The sequence below is a fragment of the Streptomyces cylindrosporus genome (assembly GCF_022698165.1).
GTDB classification, from domain to species: Bacteria; Actinomycetota; Actinomycetes; order Streptomycetales; family Streptomycetaceae; genus Streptomyces; species Streptomyces cylindrosporus.
In genome coordinates this window covers 695,554-716,013 of sequence record NZ_JALDAY010000003.1, presented here as the reverse complement: position 1 = coordinate 716,013, position 20,460 = coordinate 695,554, and the positions used below count along the sequence as shown (strand labels likewise).

Genomic DNA, 20,460 nt, shown 5'->3' with positions numbered 1-20,460 from the left:
GCGGGGGAGGGGGTGTCGGTGGGACCGCCTACCCTTGACGCATGACCAGCAGCAGCGACCGGAGCCCGGCAGTGGACGTTCAGTCACCCAAGACCTACGAAGTGCGCACTTACGGGTGCCAGATGAACGTCCACGACTCCGAGCGATTGTCCGGACTGCTGGAGGACGCCGGTTACGTGCGCGCCCCCGAGGGCTCCGACGGCGACGCCGACGTCGTGGTCTTCAACACCTGCGCGGTGCGGGAGAACGCCGACAACCGGCTGTACGGCAACCTCGGCCGCCTCGCGCCCCGCAAGGCCTCGCGGCCGGGCATGCAGATCGCGGTCGGCGGCTGCCTCGCGCAGAAGGACCGCGACACCATCGTGAAGAAGGCGCCCTGGGTGGACGTCGTCTTCGGCACGCACAACATCGGCAAGCTCCCGGTGCTGCTGGAACGCGCGCGCGTGCAGGAGGAGGCGCAGGTCGAGATCGCCGAGTCGCTGGAGGCGTTCCCGTCCACCCTGCCGACCCGCCGCGAGAGCGCGTACGCCGCGTGGGTGTCGATCTCCGTCGGCTGCAACAACACCTGCACGTTCTGCATCGTCCCGGCCCTGCGCGGCAAGGAGAAGGACCGCCGCACCGGCGACATCCTGGCCGAGATCGAGGCCCTGGTCGCCGAGGGCGTCTCCGAGATCACCCTGCTCGGGCAGAACGTCAACGCGTACGGCTCCGACATCGGCGACCGCGAGGCCTTCAGCAAGCTGCTGCGGGCCTGCGGCACGATCGAGGGCCTGGAGCGCGTCCGCTTCACCTCCCCGCACCCGCGCGACTTCACGGACGACGTGATCGCGGCGATGGCGGAGACGCCGAACGTGATGCCGCAGCTGCACATGCCCCTGCAGTCCGGTTCGGACACGGTCCTGAAGGCGATGCGCCGCTCGTACCGGCAGGAGCGCTACCTCGGGATCATCGAGAAGGTCCGCGCCGCCATCCCGCACGCCGCGATCACCACCGACATCATCGTGGGCTTCCCCGGCGAGACCGAGGAGGACTTCGAGCAGACCCTGCACGTGGTCCGCGAGGCCCGCTTCGCCCAGGCCTTCACCTTCCAGTACTCCAAGCGCCCCGGAACCCCGGCCGCCACCATGGAGAACCAGATCCCCAAGGAGGTCGTCCAGGCGCGTTACGAGCGTCTTGTCGCCCTTCAGGAGGAGATCTCCTGGGAGGAGAACAAGAAGCAGGTCGGCCGCACCCTGGAGCTGATGGTCGCCGAGGGCGAGGGCCGCAAGGACGGCGCCACCCACCGCCTCTCCGGCCGCGCCCCCGACAACCGCCTGGTCCACTTCACCAAGCCCGACGAGGAGGTCCGCCCCGGCGACGTCGTCACGGTCGAGATCACCTACGCTGCCCCGCACCACCTCCTCGCGGAGGGTCCGGCCCTCGACGTGCGCCGCACGCGCGCGGGCGACGCCTGGGAGAAGCGCAACGCGGCGGAGGCCGCGAAGCCGGCGGGCGTCATGCTGGGCCTGCCGAAGATCGGCGTACCGGAGCCGCTGCCGGCGGCGACGGGAGGCTGCGCGGCGCACTGAGCGCCCGGGGCGCCCCGCACACTGAACTCCCGGGGCGCCCCGCACACTGAACGCCCTGGGCGCCCTCGACGGGGCCCGCGCCCGCCTCTACGGGGACGCGTACGACGCGCGCATCGAGGGCGCGACGACCACGTACCGGGTGATCCACCGCCTCGCCGGACCGGCCTGGAGCACCCGTCCGGAGCCCTGGCCGTGGGCGTGGAACCAGACGGGCCTCAACGCGGGCACGCCGGGAAGTAGGCTGCCGATCATGCTTGTCGCCGCCGCCGTCTGCCCCTGCCCACCCCTGCTCGTGCCCGCGGTCGCCGCGGGCGCCGCGCGCGAGCTGGACGCCGCGCATGCCGCCTGTACGGACGCGCTCGGCGTGCTTGCCGCCGCCCGCCCCGACCTGCTCGTGGTGCTCGGCCCCGCCGAGCAGAGCGGCCGCGGCACGCATCCGCAGGGCACGCGGGGCTCCTTCCGCGGCTTCGGCGTGGACCTGGACGTACGGCTGGGCCCGGGGGAGGGCCCGGCGTCCGGGCGCGAGCTTCCGCCGTCCCTCGCCGTCGCCGCGTGGCTGCTGGAGCGCACCGGCTGGTCCGACGCCCCGATCGAGGGACTCGGCGTGGGGGAACCTCTCGCCGCCGAGCGGTGTATTGAAGTCGGAAGGGAAATCGCCGCCCGGGCCGAGCGGGTGGCGCTGCTGGTGATGGGCGACGCCAGCGCCTGCCGCACGCTCAAGGCCCCCGGCTACCTCGACGAGCGCGCGGCACCCTTCGACGCGGAGGTCGCGCGTGCGCTGGGGACGGCGGACGTGGCGGCCCTCAAGGCGCTGGACACCGAGCTGGCGTACCAGCTGAAGGCCTCGGGCCGGGCCCCCTGGCAGGTCCTCGCGGGCGCGGCGGAGGGCGCGGACCTGGCCGGCGCGCTGCTGTACGAGGACGCGCCGTACGGGGTCGGGTACGTGGTCGCGACCTGGTCGTAGGGCCGACGCGCACGACCCCCTCGTACCGCCCGGAGACACGACCCCTTCGTACCGCCCGGAGAACCACTCGCGCCCGCGCGGGCGCGGAAAAGCGGAAAAAACGGCGGACGGCCGGGAGGCGGTGCTCCGCGGCCGTCCGTCGATGTGCCGTGCCGTTGCCGCTCAGGAAGCCGGCGGCGTCGGAGTGTCCGGCGGCACCGTGCCGCCGCCCGTGTCCGTGCCGCTCTTGTGCGCGAGCCGGTCCATGGCTCCCTTGGCCTTGCCGGTCCCGGTCTGGATCTTGTCGCTGTACTTGCCCTTGGTCTTCTCGTCCACGACCTTCGCGGCCCTGTCCAGACCGTGCGAGATCTTGTCCCCGTGCTGCTGCGCGAGGCCGGAGACCTTGTCCTTGGCCGGGGAGAGCTTGGCCTTCAAATTGTTCAGGAGACCCATGGTCCACCTTCCTGTAGCCCGGGCCCGCTCAGCTCCCGGGGGTACCCGCGCACGGCGCGGTCATGTGCGGGCGCCCTCGCCGGCCTCGCTGTCGGCCGCCTCCTCGGCGGACTGCTGCTTGGGGATCTCGACGCCGTCGCCGGACACGGTCCCGGCGGCCTCGTCCGCCGCCGTCTCGGCCTCGGTCCGCTCCTCGGCGGTGCTGCCCTCGGCCGCGGCCGACCCCTTCGCCTCTGCCGCCTCCTCCGCCACGGGCTCGGCCGTCGGTGTGCCGGCCCGCTCCTCGGCGGTTGACGCCTCCTCCGTAGCCTTCGACCTCCGGAGAAGTCGTGCCAAAACGCCCATATCCACTCCATACGTTACTCGTGCGGGCGAAATCCCGCGTCGTCCGGTGCGCCCATTTGCGTCGACCGGGTCGCCGCCTCCCGAAAACCGGCGGCGCGAACCTCGCAACGGGCAACGACCCCGCTCACGCCCCGTCACGTAACTCGTTCGAGGAGAGGCTCCGGGGTTTGCGAGACTGGTGCGGTGAGCAGCGCACCCCCCGCCCCCCGAGTCATCGCCGTCGTCGGACCGACCGCGGCCGGAAAGTCCGATCTGGGCGTCTTCCTCGCCCAGCGGCTGGGCGGCGAGGTCGTCAACGCCGACTCCATGCAGCTCTACCGAGGGATGGACATCGGCACCGCCAAGCTGACGCCCGAGGAGCGCGGCGGCGTCCCGCACCACCTCCTGGACATCTGGGACGTCACGGTCACGGCGTCCGTCGCCGAGTACCAGCGGCTCGCCCGGGAGCGCATCGACGCCCTGCTGGCCGAGGGCCGCTGGCCGGTCCTGGTCGGCGGCTCCGGGCTCTACGTCCGCGGGGCCGTCGACAACCTGGAGTTCCCCGGCACGGACCCCGAGGTCAGGGCCCGCCTGGAGGAGGAACTCACGCTGCGCGGCTCCGGCGCCCTGCACGCCCGCCTGGCCGCCGCGGACCCCGAGGCCGCGACCGCGATCCTGCCCAGCAACGGCCGCCGTATCGTCCGGGCCCTCGAAGTGATCGAGATCACCGGCAAGCCCTTCACCGCCAACCTCCCCGGCCACGACTCGGTCTACGACACCGTCCAGATCGGCGTCGACGTGGCCCGCCCCGAGCTCGACGAGCGCATCGCGCGCCGGGTCGACCGGATGTGGGACGCGGGGCTCGTGGACGAGGTGCGCGCGCTGGAGGCGCGGGGCCTGCGCGAGGGGGTCACGGCCTCGCGTGCGCTGGGCTACCAGCAGGTGCTCGCGGCGCTCTCCGGCGAGTGCACGCTCGAAGAGGCGCGCGCCGAGACCGTACGCGCCACCAAGCGCTTCGCGCGCCGCCAGGATTCATGGTTCAGGCGCGATCCCCGGGTGCACTGGCTGAGTGGGGCTGCGGCGGATCTCACAGAACTTCCGCACCTCGCGCTGGCGTTGGTGGAACGACCGGTTACAGCCTGATCACGTCATGGCATCGGGACGCTCAGGCCGTCATCCGGCCCTCCGGCGCCGTGCCATCATCGTGCTTCGATCGACCAAGTGGAGTCCTAGTTGGGAGGGCGCGTGGCGATGGAGGCCGGCCCTCGCGACACCGCACAAGGCACCGAGCCCCTCACTGCCGAGAGCGGTGAATCGGAGCAGGACGACGACCGTCTGAGCCCCGACGGGCCCGACGACACGCAGGGCGGGGTGACCGAGGACGGTCCCGAGCCTGAGGAGATGTTCGCGAGCGGGCCCGAGGTCGAGGTCGAGCTGCGCCCGCAGCGCCGACTGCGCATCTGGCAGCTCGCCCCCATCGTCGCCCTGGCCGCGGTCGGCTCCCTGATGTTCGCCTTCCCGCTCGCCTTCGACTTCGGCGACAGCGGCGCGGTCATCGCCATGCTGGGCCTCCTGATCTGCTCCTGCGCGGCGGGCTGGGGAATGATGGCCGCGCGCCGGGTGGGTTACACGTGGCCCGGGCTGCCCCAGAGGGGTTCCGGGTGCAGGCCGGACTGGCGGGTCGTCCTGGCGTACGTCGTCGTAGTGGCCGCGGTGGTCGTGCTGGCGGTGTGGCGCGTGGCCAGGCTGCGCTGAGGCCGTTCCTGCCTGTCAGCCGCTCTTGCCTCTCAGGGGCGCGGGGTCGGTCATCTACCATCGAGGAATGACCCGCATCGCCTTCCTCAAGGGCCACGGGACCGAGAACGACTTCGTCATCGTCCCGGACCCCGAGAACGCCATCGACCTGTCCCCGGCCGCCGTCGCCGCCCTGTGCGACCGCCGGGCGGGCATCGGCGGTGACGGCCTGCTCCACGTCGTGAAGTCGGCCGCCCACCCGGAGGCCGCGCACATGGCGCCCGAGGCGGAGTGGTTCATGGACTACCGCAACGGCGACGGCTCGATCGCGGAGATGTGCGGCAACGGCGTGCGCGTGTTCGCGCGCTACCTCCAGCGCGCCGGTCACGCCACCGAGGGCGACCTCGCCGTGGCCACGCGCGGGGGCGTGAAGACCGTGCACATCGCCAAGGAGGGCGACGTCACCGTCGGCATGGGCACGGCACGGCTGCCCGAAGGCGACGTCACGGTGAGCGTCGGCGAGCGCAGCTGGCCCGCGCTGAACGTGAACATGGGCAACCCGCACGCCGTCGCCTTCGTGGACGACCTGGCGCACGCGGGCGACCTGTACGCGGCCCCGCCCTTCAGCCCCGCCTCCGCCTACCCGGACGGCGTGAACGTCGAGTTCGTGGTCGACCGCGGCCCCCGGCACGTCGCCCTGCGTGTGTACGAGCGCGGCGCCGGCGAGACCCGCTCGTGCGGCACGGGCGCGTGCGCGGTCGCCGTGGCCACCGCCCGCCGCGACGGCCTCGACCCGGCCGCCACCGGAACGCCGGTGACGTACACGGTCGACCTGCCCGGCGGCACCCTGCTGATCACCGAAGATCCCGACGGCGAGATCGAGATGACCGGCCCCGCGGTGATCGTCGCCGAGGGTGAGATCGACGCCGAGTGGCTGGAAAGCGTCGCCCGCTGAGCGGGGTCGCGGCTGGGGATCGCAGGCGCGTGTGCTTGATGGTGCAGGCGTCAACTACCGGGGTCTCGGCCCTGGGTTCGAAACCACGGCCACTGTCATGTCACGTGGCGCGAAACCGTAAACCTACAAACCTTCGCTCGAATGGGTGATCCGTTTCACGCTCGGCGAGAGGCGGTCGGACGCACGTGATGGGCTCGGTAGCATCAAGCACCGGCCCGGACGGGGGACCGTTGCCGCCCCCTGAGCCGTGTCCGCCCTGGGGCACCCCGTCCGCCGGTCCAGCAGCCGGAGGTGCCCATGAGTGCGGAGGCCACTAATCCCGCGACCCCAGGTCCGGTGACAGGCCCGGCGGCGCGCTGGCGGGCCCGGATCGACCTGCGCCGTCTCGGGCGAGCCGCCCTGCTCGGCCCCGCCACCCGCGACCGGCTGCCCGACGCCATCGGCCATGTCGTCGACGCCCATCGCGCCCACCATCCCCAGGCCGACCTCGAACCCCTGCGCCGCGCCTACGTCCTGGCCGAGTCCTCGCACCGCGGCCAGATGCGCAAGAGCGGTGAGCCGTACATCACGCATCCCCTCGCCGTGACCCTGATCCTCGCCGAACTCGGCGCCGAGACAACGACCCTGACGGCCTCTCTGCTCCACGACACCGTCGAGGACACCGATGTGACCCTCGATCAGGTGCGCGAGCAGTTCGGCGAGGAGGTCCGGTATCTCGTCGACGGCGTCACCAAGTTGGAGAAGGTCGACTACGGCGCCGCGGCCGAGCCCGAGACCTTCCGCAAGATGCTCAAGGCCACCGGCAGCGACGTACGCGTGATGTCGATCAAACTCGCCGACCGGCTGCACAACATGCGCACCCTCGGCGTCATGCGCCCCGAGAAGCAGGCGCGCATCGCCAAGGTCACCCGGGACGTCCTCATCCCGCTCGCCGAACGGCTCGGCGTCCAGGCGCTCAAGACCGAGCTGGAGGACCTGGTCTTCGCGATCCTCCACCCCGAGGAGTACGAGCACACGCGCGAGTTGATCGTCGACAACGCCTCCCGCGCGGACGACCCGCTCGCCGAGATCGCCGACGAGGTGCGCGGGCATCTGCGGGGCGCCGACATCCAGGCCGAAGTGGTCATCCGGCCACGGCACTTCGTCTCCGTCCACCGCGTGGCCCGCAAGCGCGGCGAACTACGCGGCGCCGACTTCGGCCGCCTGCTGGTGCTGGTGAACGAGGACGCGGACTGTTACGGCGTCCTCGGCGAACTGCACACCTGTATGACGCCGGTCGTCTCGGAGTTCAAGGACTTCATCGCCGTACCGAAGTTCAACCTGTACCAGTCGCTGCACACCGCGGTCGCCCGCGAGGACGGCCAGGTCGCCGAAGTCCTCATCCGCACGCACCAGATGCACAAGGTCGCCGAGGCCGGCGTCATCGCCCTCGGCAACCCGTACGCCCCCGCGGCCGACGACCCGGCCGACGGCGAGCGCGTCGACCCCACCAAGCCCGGCTGGCTCTCCCGTCTGCTCGACTGGCAGGAGGGCGCGCCCGACCCCGACACCTTCTGGTCCACCCTCCGCGAGGACCTCGCCCAGGACCGCGAGATCACCGTCTTCCGCCCCGACGGCGGCACGCTCGGCCTGCCCGAGGGCGCCACGTGCGTCGACGCCGCGTACGCGCAGTACGGCGAGGACGCGCACGCGTGCATCGGCGCCCGCGTCAACGGCCGCCTGGCGACGCTGAGCACGGTTCTGCGGGACGGTGACACGGTCCAGCTCCTCATGGGCCAGGACCCCGCCTCCGAGCCCTCCAGGGAGTGGCTGGAGCACGCCCACACTGCCGCGGCCCGCATTGCCATCCAGCGGTGGCTGACGGCCCATCCCACGCACGCCGATACGCAGGACGGCGACGGGGAGGGCGTGCGGGAGCCGGCAGCGCGCGAGGGCGTGCGTGGGGGCGCGCTGGAGCGCGGGCGGACCTTGGGCGCGCAAGAACGGCAGCCTGCGGGCGGCGGCCAGCCGGTTGCGGCGGGGCCGGAGGCGCTCGAAGAGGCGATCACCGGGCGCCCCGCAGCGGACGCGTTCCCGCCCGCGCCCGACGAGTCCTCGCCGTCCGCTCCGTTCCGGCCCAGCCCGGAGACTCCGATCACCACCCCGCGCCCGGCCACCCCCGCCGTCACCGTCGACCAGCCCGGCGCGACCGTACGCCTCGCCGGCTGTTGCACGCCCGTGCCGCCCGACGAGGTGACCGGCTTCGCCGTCCGCGGTGGTGTGGTCACCGTGCACCGGGTCGAGTGCGCCGCGGTGGGGCGTATGAAGAACGGGGGGCGCGCGGAGGTCGGCGTGCGCTGGGGGGACACCACCGAGTGCCGGGTCACCCTGCTCGCCGAATCGTTCGTCCGCCCCCACCTGCTGGCGGACCTCACGGAGGCCATGGCCGTGGAAGGCGCCGAGATCGTCTCCGCGACGGTCGAGCCCCCGACCCAGCAACGCGTCCGCCACACCTACACGGTCCAACTCCCGGACGCCAGCCACCTGCCCGCCCTGATGCGTGCGATGCGCAATGTGCCGGGGGTGTACGACGTTAGCCGGGCGCAGACGCCTGGGGCGTGAGGGGTGGGTTGTGAACGGCGGTTGTGAACTGCGGGGCGTGGACGGCGGGGTGCGGTGGGGTGCGTGCGGTGGGGCGTGGACGGCGGGGTGCGCGCGGTGGAGCGTGAACCGGCGGGGTGAGTGCGTGGGGCGCGTGAAGTCGTGAAGTGGGGCGCGTGAGGTGGGGGAGGGGCGTGCGGGCTGCGGGGAGGAGCGTGGGCGTGGGACGTTTTGTGGGCGCGGGGTGTCGTAAGGCGCGCGGGGGTGATACGGGGCGCGCGGCGCGCGGTACGCGCCGGGCGTGTACGGCTGGGGCGCGCCGACGGGGTGTATTGCGCGCCCGCGTGAGCAGCTTGGAGTGCGCCGGTGCCGTATGGCTCGCGCCCGCGCGAAGCGGCGAGCGCGCGCTGGCGTACCTGGGGTCACGCCCGAGTGAAGCGGCACGCGCACGCCGGTGGCTGTCGATTCGCGCCCGCGTGAGCGGTGTGTCACGCGCTGGTTGAACCCGTTTCGCGCCCGCGTGAGTGGCGTACCGCACGCCGGCTGGACCTATTTCGCGCCCGCGCGAGCGGCACGCCCCCCCGCCGGCTGAACGCGTTTCACGCCCGCGCGAGTGGCATAACACGCGCCCGCCGGACCATCCCGCGCCCGCACGAATCGCTACGCGCCCGCGTGCCCCCTGACCCACGCGCCCCGCCCGACCTACCCGTTCGAGTGGGCCGATCGCGCGTCGTCGTCTTCACGCGCGCGTGCGCTGATAGCCGTGATGCATGCTGCTCACCCCTCGCATCACTCCCGGCATCGCGGGCTCCCGCATCCCGGCCCCGGCTCCCCGTATCGGCGCTGGCGCCGGGCGCCCCCGTCGGCTCAAGGCCACCGCGCTGCTCGCCTCCGCCGTCTCCGTCTGCCTCCTCGCCGCGAGCGCCCCGGCGGCCCCCCTGGGCGTCGGCGACCGCCTCTTCCCGTACCTCGGCAACCCCGGGTACGACGTGGCGTCGTACGACCTCTCCTTCACCTATCCCGGGAGCAACAGCAAGCCCCTCCAGGCGGTCACCACGATCGACGCCTGGACCACGGCCGACCTGGACCGCATCAACCTCGACTTCGCGCACGGCAAGGTCGAGTCGGTCGAGGTCGACGGGGAGCCCGCCTCGTACACCAGTGCCGGTGAGGACCTGGTGGTGACACCCGAGGACCCGTTGCCGGAGGGCAGCTGGACGCGGATCACCGTGCGGCACACCAGCGACCCCGTGTCGGCCGAGGGACAGGACGGCGGCTGGGTGCGCACCGCGGACGGCCTCGCTATGGCCAACCAGGCCGATGCCGCGCACCTGGTCTTCCCGTGCAACGACCATCCGTCCGACAAGGCGATGTTCACGATCAGGATCAAGGCGCCCAACGGCTACACCGCCGTCGCGAACGGTCTGCCCACCGGCGTCGACCGGGTCGGCAGGTCGACGACATGGACGTACCGCACCCAGCACCCCATGGCCACCGAGCTCGCCCAGGTCTCCATCGGCCGTTCCAGCGTGCTGCACCGCGAGGGCCCCCACGGCCTGCCCGTGCGCGACGTCGTGCCCACCAAGGACCGCAAGGTGCTCGAACCGTGGCTCGCCAAGACCCCCGACCAGATCGCCTGGATGGAGAGCAAGGTCGGCGCGTACCCCTTCGAGACGTACGGCCTGCTCATGGCGGAGGCCTCCACCGGATTCGAACTCGAGACACAGACGCTCTCTCTCTTCGAGAGAGAGCTGTTCACCCAGCCCGCCTACCCCAAGTGGTACGTCGAGTCGATCATGGTGCACGAGCTGTCCCACCAGTGGTTCGGCGACAGCGTCAGCCCCCGCACCTGGTCCGACCTGTGGCTCAACGAAGGACACGCCACCTGGTACGAGGAGCTCTACGCGCAGGAGAAGGGCGGCCACCCCATGGAGACGCGGATGAAGGCCGCGTACGACGCCTCCGACCGGTGGCGGGCGGCCGGGGGACCCCCCGCCGCTCCCAAGGCCCCCGCGCCAGGCCAGAAGATCAGCATCTTCCGGCCGAACGTCTACGACGGCGCCGCCCTCGCCCTCTACGCCCTGCGCCAGGAGATCGGCCGCGAGCACTTCGAGCGCCTGGAACGCGCGTGGGTGAACATGCATCGCGACGGCACGGCCACGACCGCGGACTTCGAGCACCTCGCCTCGGAGATCTCCGGACGCGACCTGAGCGGCTTCTTCAAGGCGTGGCTGTACGGCGAGAAGACCCCGCCGATGCCCGGCCACCCCGACTGGAAGTCGGCCGATCCGGGCAGGAAGGCCGTGAAATAAGGCGGTGACGAGACGGGCCGTACCGTGCGACCATCTTCAGGTCGGCGCGGCACGGGACACGGGAATCTCCCGGGGTACTCGTGCGTTGTGCTTCATGACCGCCGTTTCGGAATCCCCATCGACGTAAGGACCCAATGACCTCCTCTTCATCCCCTTCCCAGGACACGCAGCGCTTCGCGCACTCATACGCCGAAGGTCTTCGGGCCGATGCCCTGATGGAAGAGGACGTCGCCTGGAGCCACGAGATCGACGGAGAGCGGGACGGCGACCAGTTCGACCGCTCCGAGCGCGCGGCTCTGCGCCGCGTGGCCGGCCTTTCCACCGAGCTCGAGGACGTCACCGAGGTCGAGTACCGCCAGCTCCGCCTGGAGCGGGTCGTCCTCGTCGGCGTCTGGACCACGGGGACCGTGCAGGACGCGGAGAACTCCCTCGCGGAGCTCGCCGCCCTCGCGGAGACCGCCGGTGCGCTCGTGCTCGACGGCGTGATCCAGCGTCGCGACAAGCCCGACGCGGCCACCTACATCGGCTCCGGCAAGGCGTACGAACTGCGGGACATCGTCCTGGAGACCGGCGCCGACACCGTGATCTGCGACGGTGAGCTCAGCCCGGGCCAGCTCATCCACCTCGAAGACGTCGTCAAGGTCAAGGTCATCGACCGTACGGCCCTGATCCTCGACATCTTCGCCCAGCACGCCAAGTCCCGGGAGGGCAAGGCGCAGGTCGCGCTCGCGCAGATGCAGTACATGCTGCCGAGGCTGCGCGGCTGGGGTCAGTCGCTGTCCCGTCAGATGGGCGGCGGCAAGGGCGGCGGCCTCGCCACCCGTGGTCCCGGTGAGACCAAGATCGAGACCGACCGGCGTCGGATCCGCGAGAAGATGGCGAAGATGCGCCGGGAGATCGCGGAGATGAAGACCGGCCGCGAGATCAAGCGCCAGGAGCGCAAGCGCCACAAGGTGCCGTCCGTCGCCATCGCGGGCTACACCAATGCGGGCAAGTCCTCCCTGCTCAACCGGCTCACGGGCGCCGGCGTCCTGGTCGAGAACGCCCTGTTCGCGACCCTGGACCCGACCGTCCGCCGGGCCGAGACCCCGAGCGGCCGCCTGTACACCCTGGCCGACACGGTCGGCTTTGTGCGGCACCTCCCGCACCACCTGGTCGAGGCGTTCCGCTCCACCATGGAGGAGGTCGGCGAGTCCGACCTGATCCTGCACGTGGTGGACGGCTCGCATCCGAACCCGGAGGAGCAGCTGGCCGCCGTACGCGAGGTGATCAGGGACGTCGGCGCCACCGACGTACCCGAGATCGTCGTGATCAACAAGGCGGACGCGGCGGACCCGCTGACGCTCCAGCGGCTGATGCGCATCGAGAAGCGTTCGATCGCCGTCTCGGCGCGCACCGGCCAGGGCATCACGGAACTGCTCGCACTGATCGACAACGAACTGCCGCGGCCGTCCGTCGAGATCGAGGCGCTGGTGCCGTACACGCACGGCAAGCTGGTCGCGCGTGCGCACGACGAGGGCGAGGTGATCTCCGAGGAGCACACCCCGGAGGGCACGCTGCTCAAGGTGCGGGTGCACGAGGAGCTGGCGGCGGACCTCGCGCCGTACGTGCCGGCGCCGGTGGCCTGAGCCGCCGTACGACATGCCGAAGGCCCGCTCCCCGCCTGCCGCGGGGAGCGGGCCTTCGGCATGCCGCCGTCACCTGCCGCCGTACGTCCTGCTCATGTTCTGGTAGATCTCCTCGGCCGTGGCGCCCAGTTGCGGGCCGGCGAGCCAGGTGCGGGTCACCGGGCCGATCGAGGTGTTCGAGACCAGCTCGGTCCTGCCGTTGACCACGAGAAACCAGCCGCCGCCGGACGTGCCGCCGGTCATGGTGCAGCCGATGCGGTACATCGTCGGCAGGGACGCGCCGAGCGAGAGCCGCCCCGGCCGGTCGATGCACTTGAACATCTCCAGACCGTTGTACGGCGGCGCCGCCGGGTAGCCCCAGGCGCCCATCCTGGCGATCCCGGTCGCGGACGGCGCGGAGAAGTCGACGTCCAGGGCGCCGGCGCCGCCCGTCTCGGAGCTGCCCTGGATCCACTGGTTCGGACACCCAGTCCGCCCACCAGGTGCCGAAGGGCGCGACCTCCGAGGAGTTTGCGCTGCTCAGCTCCGACTCGGACTTGCCGAGGTCGTTGTAGGCCGGCACGAAGGCGATGTTGCGGTACCAGCCGTCGCCCCGGTCGGCGTGCACGCAGTGACCGGCCGTCCACACGAGGTTGGACCTACCCGGGTGGTTGACATCCTTGACGACCGTGCCCGAGCAGACCATCGAGCCCTCGGGGAGTCGAAGCACACCTTGCCGACGGGGGCCGCGGAGTCGTGGTACGGGGTCTTCTCGGGCGTGGCCCTGACCGGCGTCGGCTCGGGATCGCTGACGCCCAGGTCGGCGGCCGCGTCCTGCGTGGTGACGGTCTTGTCGGCCTCCTTCGCGGACTGCATCCGGTCCGGCTTCCACAGGCCCTCGATGACGGGTTGACGAAGTCCTCGGCCGCGCTGAGCCACTTGTCGCGGTCCCAGTCCTTCCAGCCGCCCTTCGTCCACTTGTCGACATCGATGCCGTGCTCCTTGAGCCAGCTCGCGATGTCCGAGGGGAGCGTGAAGTCGCTGGTGCTGGTGCTGGTGCTGGTGCCGGTGGTCCGGGAGGCGGTGGCGCCTGGCTTGTCGCCCGCGCTGTCGTCCGAGACGTCGCACCCGCGGTGGCGGTCAGGCGGTCAGCGCCAGGGCGGTGACGAGAGCGGTGGCGGCGAGTGCGGCGCGCCCGAGCGGCGCGCGGTCCTTGCCGTCCTGAGGGCGGGTCCGCACGGAGCCTCCTCGTCCGCGACACCCCACGGTGCCAGGGGAGTTGAGGGCGAGCAGGAACGGGGCGCCGAAGATCTCCGCGCGGCGCCCGCCCCCGCCTGTGGTCAGCGGCCGGTCACTGACCGGCGAACTTCTTGCTCACCGAGTCGTACACGCCCTTGGCCACGTCGCCGAGCCGTGGACCGGCCAGCCAGCCCGAGGACACCGGGCCGATCGAGGTGTTGGACACCAGCGCCGGCTTCCCGTCCGAGCCCGCCGCGACCCAGCCGCCGCCGGACGAGCCGCCGGTCATGGTGCAGCCGATGCGGTACATCGTCGGGTCCGAGGCGTTGATCGACAGCCGTCCCGGCCGGTCCGTGCACTGGTAGAGCAACTGGCCGTCGAAGGGCTTGGCGGCAGGGTAGCCGGTGGCGGTGATGCTGGGAACCTTCGGCACGGCAGGCGCGTTGAAATCGACAGGCAGTGCCGAACCGACCGTCTCCTCCAGTGACTTGCCGTTGCCGCCCTTCTCCGGCGTCACATGGATGACGGCGTAGTCGTACGAGGCACCGTCACCGCCCGTCTCGCCGCCCTGCTCGATCCACTGCTGGGAGGTCTGCGCCCAGTCACCCCACCAGACACCGTACGGAGCGACCTCGTCCCTAGAGGCGTTCTGCAACTGCCCTGCGCTCTTCCCGGAGTTGTTGTACGACGGCACGAACGCGATGTTGCGGTACCAGCCGCCGTTCTTGCCGGCGTGCACACAATGCCCGGCCGTCCACACGAGGTTGGACTTGCCCGGATGTGCGGGGTCCTCCACGACCGTCGCCGAGCAGACCATCGTGCCCTCGGGGGAGTCGAAGAACACCTTGCCGGCCGTCGCCGCGTTGGCGTGGTACGTAGCCGCCACGGCCTTCGCGTCCACCGGTGCCGGCTCCGGGTCGGTCACGCCCTGGTCACCGGAGAGGTCGTTGTCGTCGACGCCCTTGTCGGGATCGTTGGCGTCCCGCATCCGGTCCGGGTCCCACAGGCCCTTGATGATCGGGTTGATGAACTCGTCGGCCTCGCGCAGCCAGTCGTCCTTGTCCCAGTTCTTCCAGGCGCCGTGCTTCCACTTGTCGATGTCGATCCCGTGCTCTTTGAGCCGGTTCTTGATGTCGTCCGGAATCTTGATCTTGCCGTCACCGCTGCCTGTGTCGGCCGCGGAGGCGGAGGCCTGGCCGTCCGCCTTGTCGTCGCCGGACCCGCAGGCGGTGGCGGTGAGGGCGAGCACGGAGGCGAGGGCAACGGCGGTCAGTACGGGGGAGATTCTGCGGCGCCCACCCCTGTCTCGCCGGACGTGGAACGACGGCCGTGTGGATCGCATGGTCTGAACTCCCCCTGAGGTGAACGAACTGGGCCTTCCCTGGAACGGCATCACACACTATGCGCTCGCTGTGGGGGACTCCCGACGGAACGGCAACGGTTCCGTCACGGCAAGGATCTTGAAGCAACCCGTAACCCGGTCGGCGGAGCGCGGTTGGTAGCGGTGGGGGCTCTGCTGTCCGTGGGCGGTCCCCTGTGCCTGTGTGGGCGGAAGGACGGGGAGCCGTGACCGAGTCTGCGTGTGGGGGGAGTGCGTCCGGGGGAGCGGTGGGAGGCGAGGGGCTCGACGGGGGCTTCGGGTCCGACGGGTGCGGCGGTGGGGGACCGGCCGTTGGTGAGGTGGCGGGCGGTTCGGCCGTCGGCGGGGTGCCCGTGGTGGCGCGGGGCGCGCACGAGGGGATCCTGCGACGCCAGAAGGCGCGCGAGTCGGCGGCGCGCACCTACGCGCGTGCCCTGCCGATCGTCCCGGTGCGAGCGCGCGGACTGACCATCGAGGGCGCCGACGGCCGCCGCTACCTCGACTGCCTCTCCGGCGCCGGAACGCTCGCCCTCGGCCACAACCACCCCGTCGTCCTGGAGGCGATCCGCAAGGTCCTGGACAGCGGTGCTCCCCTGCACGTCCTCGACCTGGCGACACCCGTCAAGGACGCCTTCATCACCGAGCTGTTCCACACCCTGCCGTCCGGACTCGCCGACCACGCGCGCGTGCAGTTCTGCGGACCGGCGGGAACCGATGCGGTGGAGGCCGCGTTGAAACTGGTACGGGCCGCGACGGGACGCACCGGCCTCCTGGCCTTCACCGGCGCCTACCACGGCATGACGGCCGGAGCCCTGGCCGCGTCCGGCGACGCCACGGACGTACGGGTCGCCCGCCTGCCCTATCCGCAGGACTACCGCTGCCCCTTCGGCGTCGGCGGCCCGCGCGGCGCCGAACTCGCCGCCCGCTGGACCGAGTCCGTCCTCGACGATCCCAAGTCGGGCGTGCCGCACCCCGCGGGGATGATCCTCGAACCCGTGCAGGGAGAGGGCGGAGTGATCCCCGCGCCGGACGTCTGGATGCGGCGGATGCGGGAGATCACGGCTGCCCGTTCCATCCCCCTCATCGCCGACGAGGTCCAGACGGGCGTCGGCCGCACCGGCGCCTTCTGGGCCGTGGAGCACAGCGGCATCACCCCGGACGTGATGGTCCTCTCCAAGGCCATCGGCGGCAGCCTCCCGCTCGCGGTGGTGGTCTACCGCGACGACCTCGACGTCTGGGAACCCGGCGCCCACGCGGGCACGTTCCGAGGCAACCAACTCGCCATGGCCGCGGGCACGGCGACCCTCTCCTACGTCCGTGAGAACCGCCTGGCCGAACGGGCGGCGACCCTCGGCTCCCGCATGTTGGCCCAACTCCGGCAGCTGGCGAGGGAGTTGCCGTGCATCGGCGACGTGCGGGGACGGGGACTGATGCTCGGGTTGGAATTGGTGGACACCGAAACGGCCCCGGCCCCCGCGCCCGCCCGAATCGTCGGCGCCGGCCCACCAGACGGCGAACCGAGCGAGGCGGACGCACCGCCCGCCACCGCTCGTGCCCCGCACCCGGCCGATCCCGAACTGGCCGCCGCCGTCCAACGGGAGTGCCTGCGCCGCGGCCTGATCGTCGAACTGGGGGGCCGTGACACCAGCGTCGTACGCCTCCTCCCTCCCCTGACGATCACCGACGAACAGGCGACGGCAGTGCTCGACCGCCTGGCCGACGCGGTGGAGACGGCGGCGCGCGCTTACGTCGACCGACGCCCCCGCCGAAGCCGACCCCACGTGCCCGATCCCGGGCATCGACGGGATTCCCACCGTGCCGAGTACGTGACTCAGCACCACGACTGACGCACACGAAGGCGTACGCCGGGTCGCTGTCGGCGCCCGTACCGCCGCCGTCCGACCGAACCTCCAGGTTCGTCACCGCAGGATCCAGAACCACCGCCGAGGACCACCGTGAACACCACCCCCGCATCCGACAGCTCCGTGGACGCCGCAGACCGAGCCCTCGCCGACGCACCGCGTTCCGACCGGGCATCTGCGGAGGAGAGGGTCCCGGATCAGCGCAGGGTGCCGGTGCAGGAGCGAAGCGCCGAGCAGCACACCCCTTCCGGCACCGAGTATTTGCGCCGCACCGCCCCCGACCTCCTCACGCACCCAGACCCGAACGTCGCCGCCGAGGCCGCCGCCGTCGAGAACCTGTTGCGCTGCTGGGTCCGTGAGACCGGCCTCGGTGCCCCGAGCGACGGCATGCTCCGCATCCCCCTCCCTTCCAGCGGTACGGCCCTGCTCGTCCCTGTCCACTACTGGTCCCCGACGGGATGGCACCGCTTCGGCCTCCCGCACCTCGCCAACGCGCCCGCGCAATCCCCACCGGCCGACGCGGTCACCGTCGCCGCACTGCTGGCGCGGGAGACGCTGCCCAGGGGCGAGCCGGCCGACCGCGCGACCACACCTGCCGAGGGAATGACGGACACCCCGCCGCCGTCCACGCCCCTCACGCCGTCACCGTCCACGCCTCTCACGCCGTCGCCATCCACGCCCCTCACACCCGCCACCGACCTGGTCGCCCGCGTCGCCGACTCCCTTCGCCGTACCGGCACCTTCATCCGCGAGCGGCGCGAGCGCCCCGCCGACGGCCCCGACCGCTTCCTCGCCGCCGAACAGGCACTCCTGCTCGGCCACCCGCTGCACCCCACCCCGAAGAGCCGAGAAGGACTCTCCGAAGCCGAAGGGCAGCTGTACTCACCCGAGTTGCGAGGCTCCTTCCCCCTGCACTGGCTGGCTGTCGCCCCCTCCCTCCTCGCCACCGACTCCGCCTGGACCGAGCGCGGCCGTCAGGTCCCCGGACCCCGAATCACCGCACAGCTCGCCGAAGCGGACGACGGGCCGCTCGCCCTTCCCGACGGCTACGCGGCCCTCCCGCTTCACCCCTGGCAGATGCGCGACATCCGCCGGCGCACCGAGACCGCGCCCCTCTTCGACGCCGGACTGCTCCGTGACCTCGGCCCCCACGGCTCTCCGTGGCACCCCACCTCCTCCGTACGCACCGTCCACCGAACCGGCTCCCCCGCGATGCTCAAGCTGTCCCTGGGCCTGCGCATCACCAACTCCCATCGCGAAAACCTCCGCAAGGAACTGCACCGAGGCGTCGAGGTCCACCGCCTGCTGCGCACCGGTCTCTCCCAGCAGTGGCAGGCCGCGCACCCGGGGTTCGACATCGTCCGTGACCCTGCCTGGCTCGCCGTCGACACACCGGACGGCGAACCCGTGCCCGGAGTCGACCTGATGATCCGCCACAACCCCTTCGGCCCCGAGGACGATGTCTCCTGCATTGCCGGACTCGTCTCGCCCCGACCGCAGGCCCAGGCCGGCACCTCGTCGGCTTCGGACCGCCGTACCGATGCGGGCACCTCGGCCTCGGGCCGCCGGACGGAGCCGACCCCCGGAGCCGGGCGCTCGCGGCTCGCCGCAGTCGTCACTCGCCTCGCCGCCCGGACCGGCCGCCCTTGTGGTGCGGTCGCTGCCGAGTGGTTCCTGCGCTACCTGGAGCACATCGTCCGGCCCGTGCTGTGGCTGGACGCCGAAGCGGGTATCGCGCTGGAGGCCCACCAGCAGAACACGCTGCTTCTACTGGACGCCGACGGCTGGCCCATGGGCGGCCGCTACCGCGACAACCAGGGCTACTACTTCCGCGAGTCCCGCCGCACGGAACTCGACGCCCGGCTGCCCGGCATCGGCGAGCACAGCGACACCTTCGTCTCCGACGAGGTCACCGACGAGCGCTTCGCGTACTACCTCGCGATCAACAACGTTCTCGGCCTCATCGGTGCGTTCGGCTCGCAACGGCTGGCCGACGAACGGCTGCTGCTCGCCGCCTTCCGCCGCTTCCTCGGCGACGTCGCCTCCGGCCCCGCCCGCCTGCGTACCTCACTACCGGCGCACCTGCTCGACTCACCCGTCCTGCGCTGCAAGGCCAACTTGCTGACCCGGCTGAACGGCCTCGACGAACTCGTCGGCCCGGTCGACACCCAGTCCGTCTACGTCACCATCGCCAACCCCCTCCAGCTCTGACAACCCCGCCGACCATCGCCCGTCTGCCTCATCGCTGAGCACCACCTGCCCTGTCCCTGACCACTGTCTGTCCGTCCCTGAGCACCATCCGCCTCGTCTTCGAACACCGCCTGCTTCATCCCTGAGCACCAACTCCCTTCATTCCTGAGGAACATGCCCCACCCCGTCTTCTGAGAGGAGCGTCGTCGTGCCTTCCACCGACGCCGGCGCAGACGCAGCCGCCGCGCCCACCCCCAGCACCGGCATCGGCGCCGAGACAGGCCTCCGTACCGCCGCGAGCGACACCGGCGCGGGCACGGACAGCGAGGACACGCTGGACCTGCGTCTGCCCGACGAGCTGATCGCCCTCTTCGCGCAGGAGGCCGAAGGCGACGGGGGCCGGAGCCGGAGTGAAGGCCAGGCTCGTCAGGCTCCGCCCGATGCCGACGCCTTCTCCGAGTCCAGTGCCTTCTCCGATTCCAGCGCCTTCTCGGATGCCAACGCCCTCGCCGCTGCCGACGACGGCCTTCTCGACCACGTCTCCGGCTGGGGGCCCGTCATCACCACCATCGGCGAGTTCCATCTCACCCCCGTACACATCGACCGGGACCTGCCCCTGATCACCCGCTGGATGAACGACCCCGCCGTCGCGGAATTCTGGGAGCTGGCCGGTTCCCAGACCGTGACCGAGGGGCACCTGCGGGCCCAGCTCGCCGGGGACGGACGCAGCGTTCCGTGCCTCGGTGTGCTGGAGGGCACGCCGATGAGCTACTGGGAGATCTACCGGGCGGACCTCGACCCACTGGCCCGCCACTATCCCGCTCGACCTCATGACACCGGTATCCACCTCCTGATCGGATCCGTCGCCGACCGTGGGCGAGGCCTGGGCAGCACGCTGCTGCGGGCTGTCGCCGACCTCGCGCTCGACAAACGTCCTGCCTGCGCACGCGTCATCGCGGAACCGGACCTTCGCAACACCCCCTCCATCGCCGCCTTCCTGAGCGCCGGCTTCCGGTTCTCGGCCGAGGTCGACCTGCCCGCCAAGCGAGCCGCCCTCATGGTCCGAGACCGGTCCCTGCGCGATCTGTTGTGACGCCATGCCACCGCGTCATCACTTTTGGTACACCGCTCGCGCCGACCCGGTTCCCACTCCCACCGACCCGATTTCCGCCCGCCACGCCGCGACCCCGAACCAACCCCGAAGCGACCCGGGCGGTCCCGGCACCGACCGGGCCCGAGCCGACCGCGGCCGGGCCCGGGCCCGAGCCGACCACGCCAATCCCCGCTCACCCCCACCCCGACCAAGGAACACCCGATCTTGATCCCACCCCTC

At 71.7% G+C, this 20,460-nt stretch carries 15 protein-coding genes and 1 pseudogene; 11 read left to right on the top strand and 5 right to left on the bottom strand.

Translation table 11 applies throughout. From position 1 onward, the window contains the following. Nucleotides 1-41: 41 nt before the first annotated feature. Nucleotides 42-1,568 (top strand): tRNA (N6-isopentenyl adenosine(37)-C2)-methylthiotransferase MiaB, encoded by a 1,527-nt coding sequence (gene miaB / locus MQP27_RS12520; protein ID WP_242764965.1) that lies wholly within the window; start codon nt 42-44, stop codon nt 1,566-1,568. 87 nt (nt 1,569-1,655) lie between these two features. Here the strand turns inward: miaB and MQP27_RS12515 are convergent, their stop codons facing one another. Further along, nucleotides 1,656-1,820 (bottom strand): hypothetical protein, encoded by a 165-nt coding sequence (locus MQP27_RS12515; RefSeq protein WP_242764963.1) that lies wholly within the window; start codon nt 1,818-1,820, stop codon nt 1,656-1,658. On the opposite strand from MQP27_RS12515, the gene MQP27_RS12510 reads away from it, so the two are divergent. Continuing rightward, complete coding sequence (locus MQP27_RS12510; protein ID WP_242764960.1) at nt 1,819-2,532, top strand: class III extradiol dioxygenase subunit B-like domain-containing protein; 714 nt, start codon at nt 1,819-1,821, stop codon at nt 2,530-2,532. The two genes, MQP27_RS12515 and MQP27_RS12510, sit on opposite strands and share 2 nt — an antisense overlap. A 162-nt stretch (nt 2,533-2,694) precedes the next feature. Here the strand turns inward: MQP27_RS12510 and MQP27_RS12505 are convergent, their stop codons facing one another. Both MQP27_RS12505 and MQP27_RS12500 read right to left on the bottom strand, forming a co-directional pair. After that, a complete protein-coding gene (locus MQP27_RS12505) occupies nt 2,695-2,964 on the bottom strand; it encodes an antitoxin (protein ID WP_242764958.1) in 270 nt (89 codons plus the stop codon). Nucleotides 2,965-3,024: 60 nt separating this feature from the next. Then, a complete protein-coding gene (locus tag MQP27_RS12500; protein ID WP_242764956.1) occupies nt 3,025-3,309 on the bottom strand; it encodes a hypothetical protein in 285 nt (94 codons plus the stop codon). 183 nt (nt 3,310-3,492) lie between these two features. On the opposite strand from MQP27_RS12500, the gene miaA reads away from it, so the two are divergent. The 6 genes from miaA to hflX all read left to right on the top strand — a co-directional run bounded on the left by miaA (nt 3,493) and on the right by hflX (nt 12,497). Continuing rightward, a complete protein-coding gene (miaA, locus tag MQP27_RS12495) occupies nt 3,493-4,431 on the top strand; it encodes a tRNA (adenosine(37)-N6)-dimethylallyltransferase MiaA (RefSeq protein ID WP_242764954.1) in 939 nt (312 codons plus the stop codon). A gap of 108 nt (nt 4,432-4,539) precedes the next feature. Next, the gene (locus MQP27_RS12490; RefSeq protein ID WP_242765093.1) at nt 4,540-5,043 is read left to right on the top strand and encodes a hypothetical protein; all 504 of its coding nucleotides are present in this window, start codon (nt 4,540-4,542) and stop codon (nt 5,041-5,043) included. A 67-nt stretch (nt 5,044-5,110) separates the two neighbouring features. Then, entirely contained in the window at nt 5,111-5,977 is an 867-nt protein-coding gene (gene dapF, locus MQP27_RS12485) for a diaminopimelate epimerase (protein WP_242764952.1), read from the top strand. 297 nt (nt 5,978-6,274) lie between these two features. Further along, nucleotides 6,275-8,578 carry a RelA/SpoT family protein gene (locus MQP27_RS12480; RefSeq protein WP_242764950.1) on the top strand — a complete coding sequence of 768 codons (2,304 nt, stop codon included), beginning with the start codon at nt 6,275-6,277 and terminating at the stop codon, nt 8,576-8,578. A 749-nt stretch (nt 8,579-9,327) separates the two neighbouring features. After that, nucleotides 9,328-10,869, top strand: coding sequence for a M1 family metallopeptidase (locus MQP27_RS12475; protein WP_242764948.1), 1,542 nt, complete (start codon nt 9,328-9,330; stop codon nt 10,867-10,869). 134 nt (nt 10,870-11,003) lie between these two features. Next, nucleotides 11,004-12,497 (top strand): GTPase HflX, encoded by a 1,494-nt coding sequence (gene hflX / locus MQP27_RS12470; RefSeq protein ID WP_242764946.1) that lies wholly within the window; start codon nt 11,004-11,006, stop codon nt 12,495-12,497. A 69-nt stretch (nt 12,498-12,566) separates the two neighbouring features. On the opposite strand, the pseudogene MQP27_RS12465 reads toward hflX, so the two are convergent. Together MQP27_RS12465 and MQP27_RS12460 are read right to left on the bottom strand one after the other, a co-directional pair. Continuing rightward, a pseudogene (locus tag MQP27_RS12465) lies at nt 12,567-13,715 on the bottom strand (trypsin-like serine peptidase). 112 nt (nt 13,716-13,827) lie between these two features. Next, nucleotides 13,828-15,057 carry a trypsin-like serine peptidase gene (locus tag MQP27_RS12460; protein WP_242764944.1) on the bottom strand — a complete coding sequence of 410 codons (1,230 nt, stop codon included), beginning with the start codon at nt 15,055-15,057 and terminating at the stop codon, nt 13,828-13,830. Between the two features lie 338 nt (nt 15,058-15,395). Here MQP27_RS12460 and MQP27_RS12455 point away from each other — a divergent pair, with 338 nt between their 5' ends. From MQP27_RS12455 to MQP27_RS12445, 3 genes are all read left to right on the top strand, one after another. Then, a complete protein-coding gene (locus tag MQP27_RS12455) occupies nt 15,396-16,922 on the top strand; it encodes a diaminobutyrate--2-oxoglutarate transaminase family protein (RefSeq protein WP_242765091.1) in 1,527 nt (508 codons plus the stop codon). Nucleotides 16,923-17,030: 108 nt separating this feature from the next. Then, nucleotides 17,031-19,148: an IucA/IucC family protein gene (locus MQP27_RS12450; RefSeq protein WP_372511166.1), complete on the top strand. Its 2,118-nt coding sequence runs from the start codon at nt 17,031-17,033 to the stop codon at nt 19,146-19,148. A 187-nt stretch (nt 19,149-19,335) separates the two neighbouring features. Next, complete coding sequence (locus tag MQP27_RS12445) at nt 19,336-20,220, top strand: GNAT family N-acetyltransferase (protein ID WP_242764942.1); 885 nt, start codon at nt 19,336-19,338, stop codon at nt 20,218-20,220. Nucleotides 20,221-20,460 lie beyond the last annotated feature (240 nt).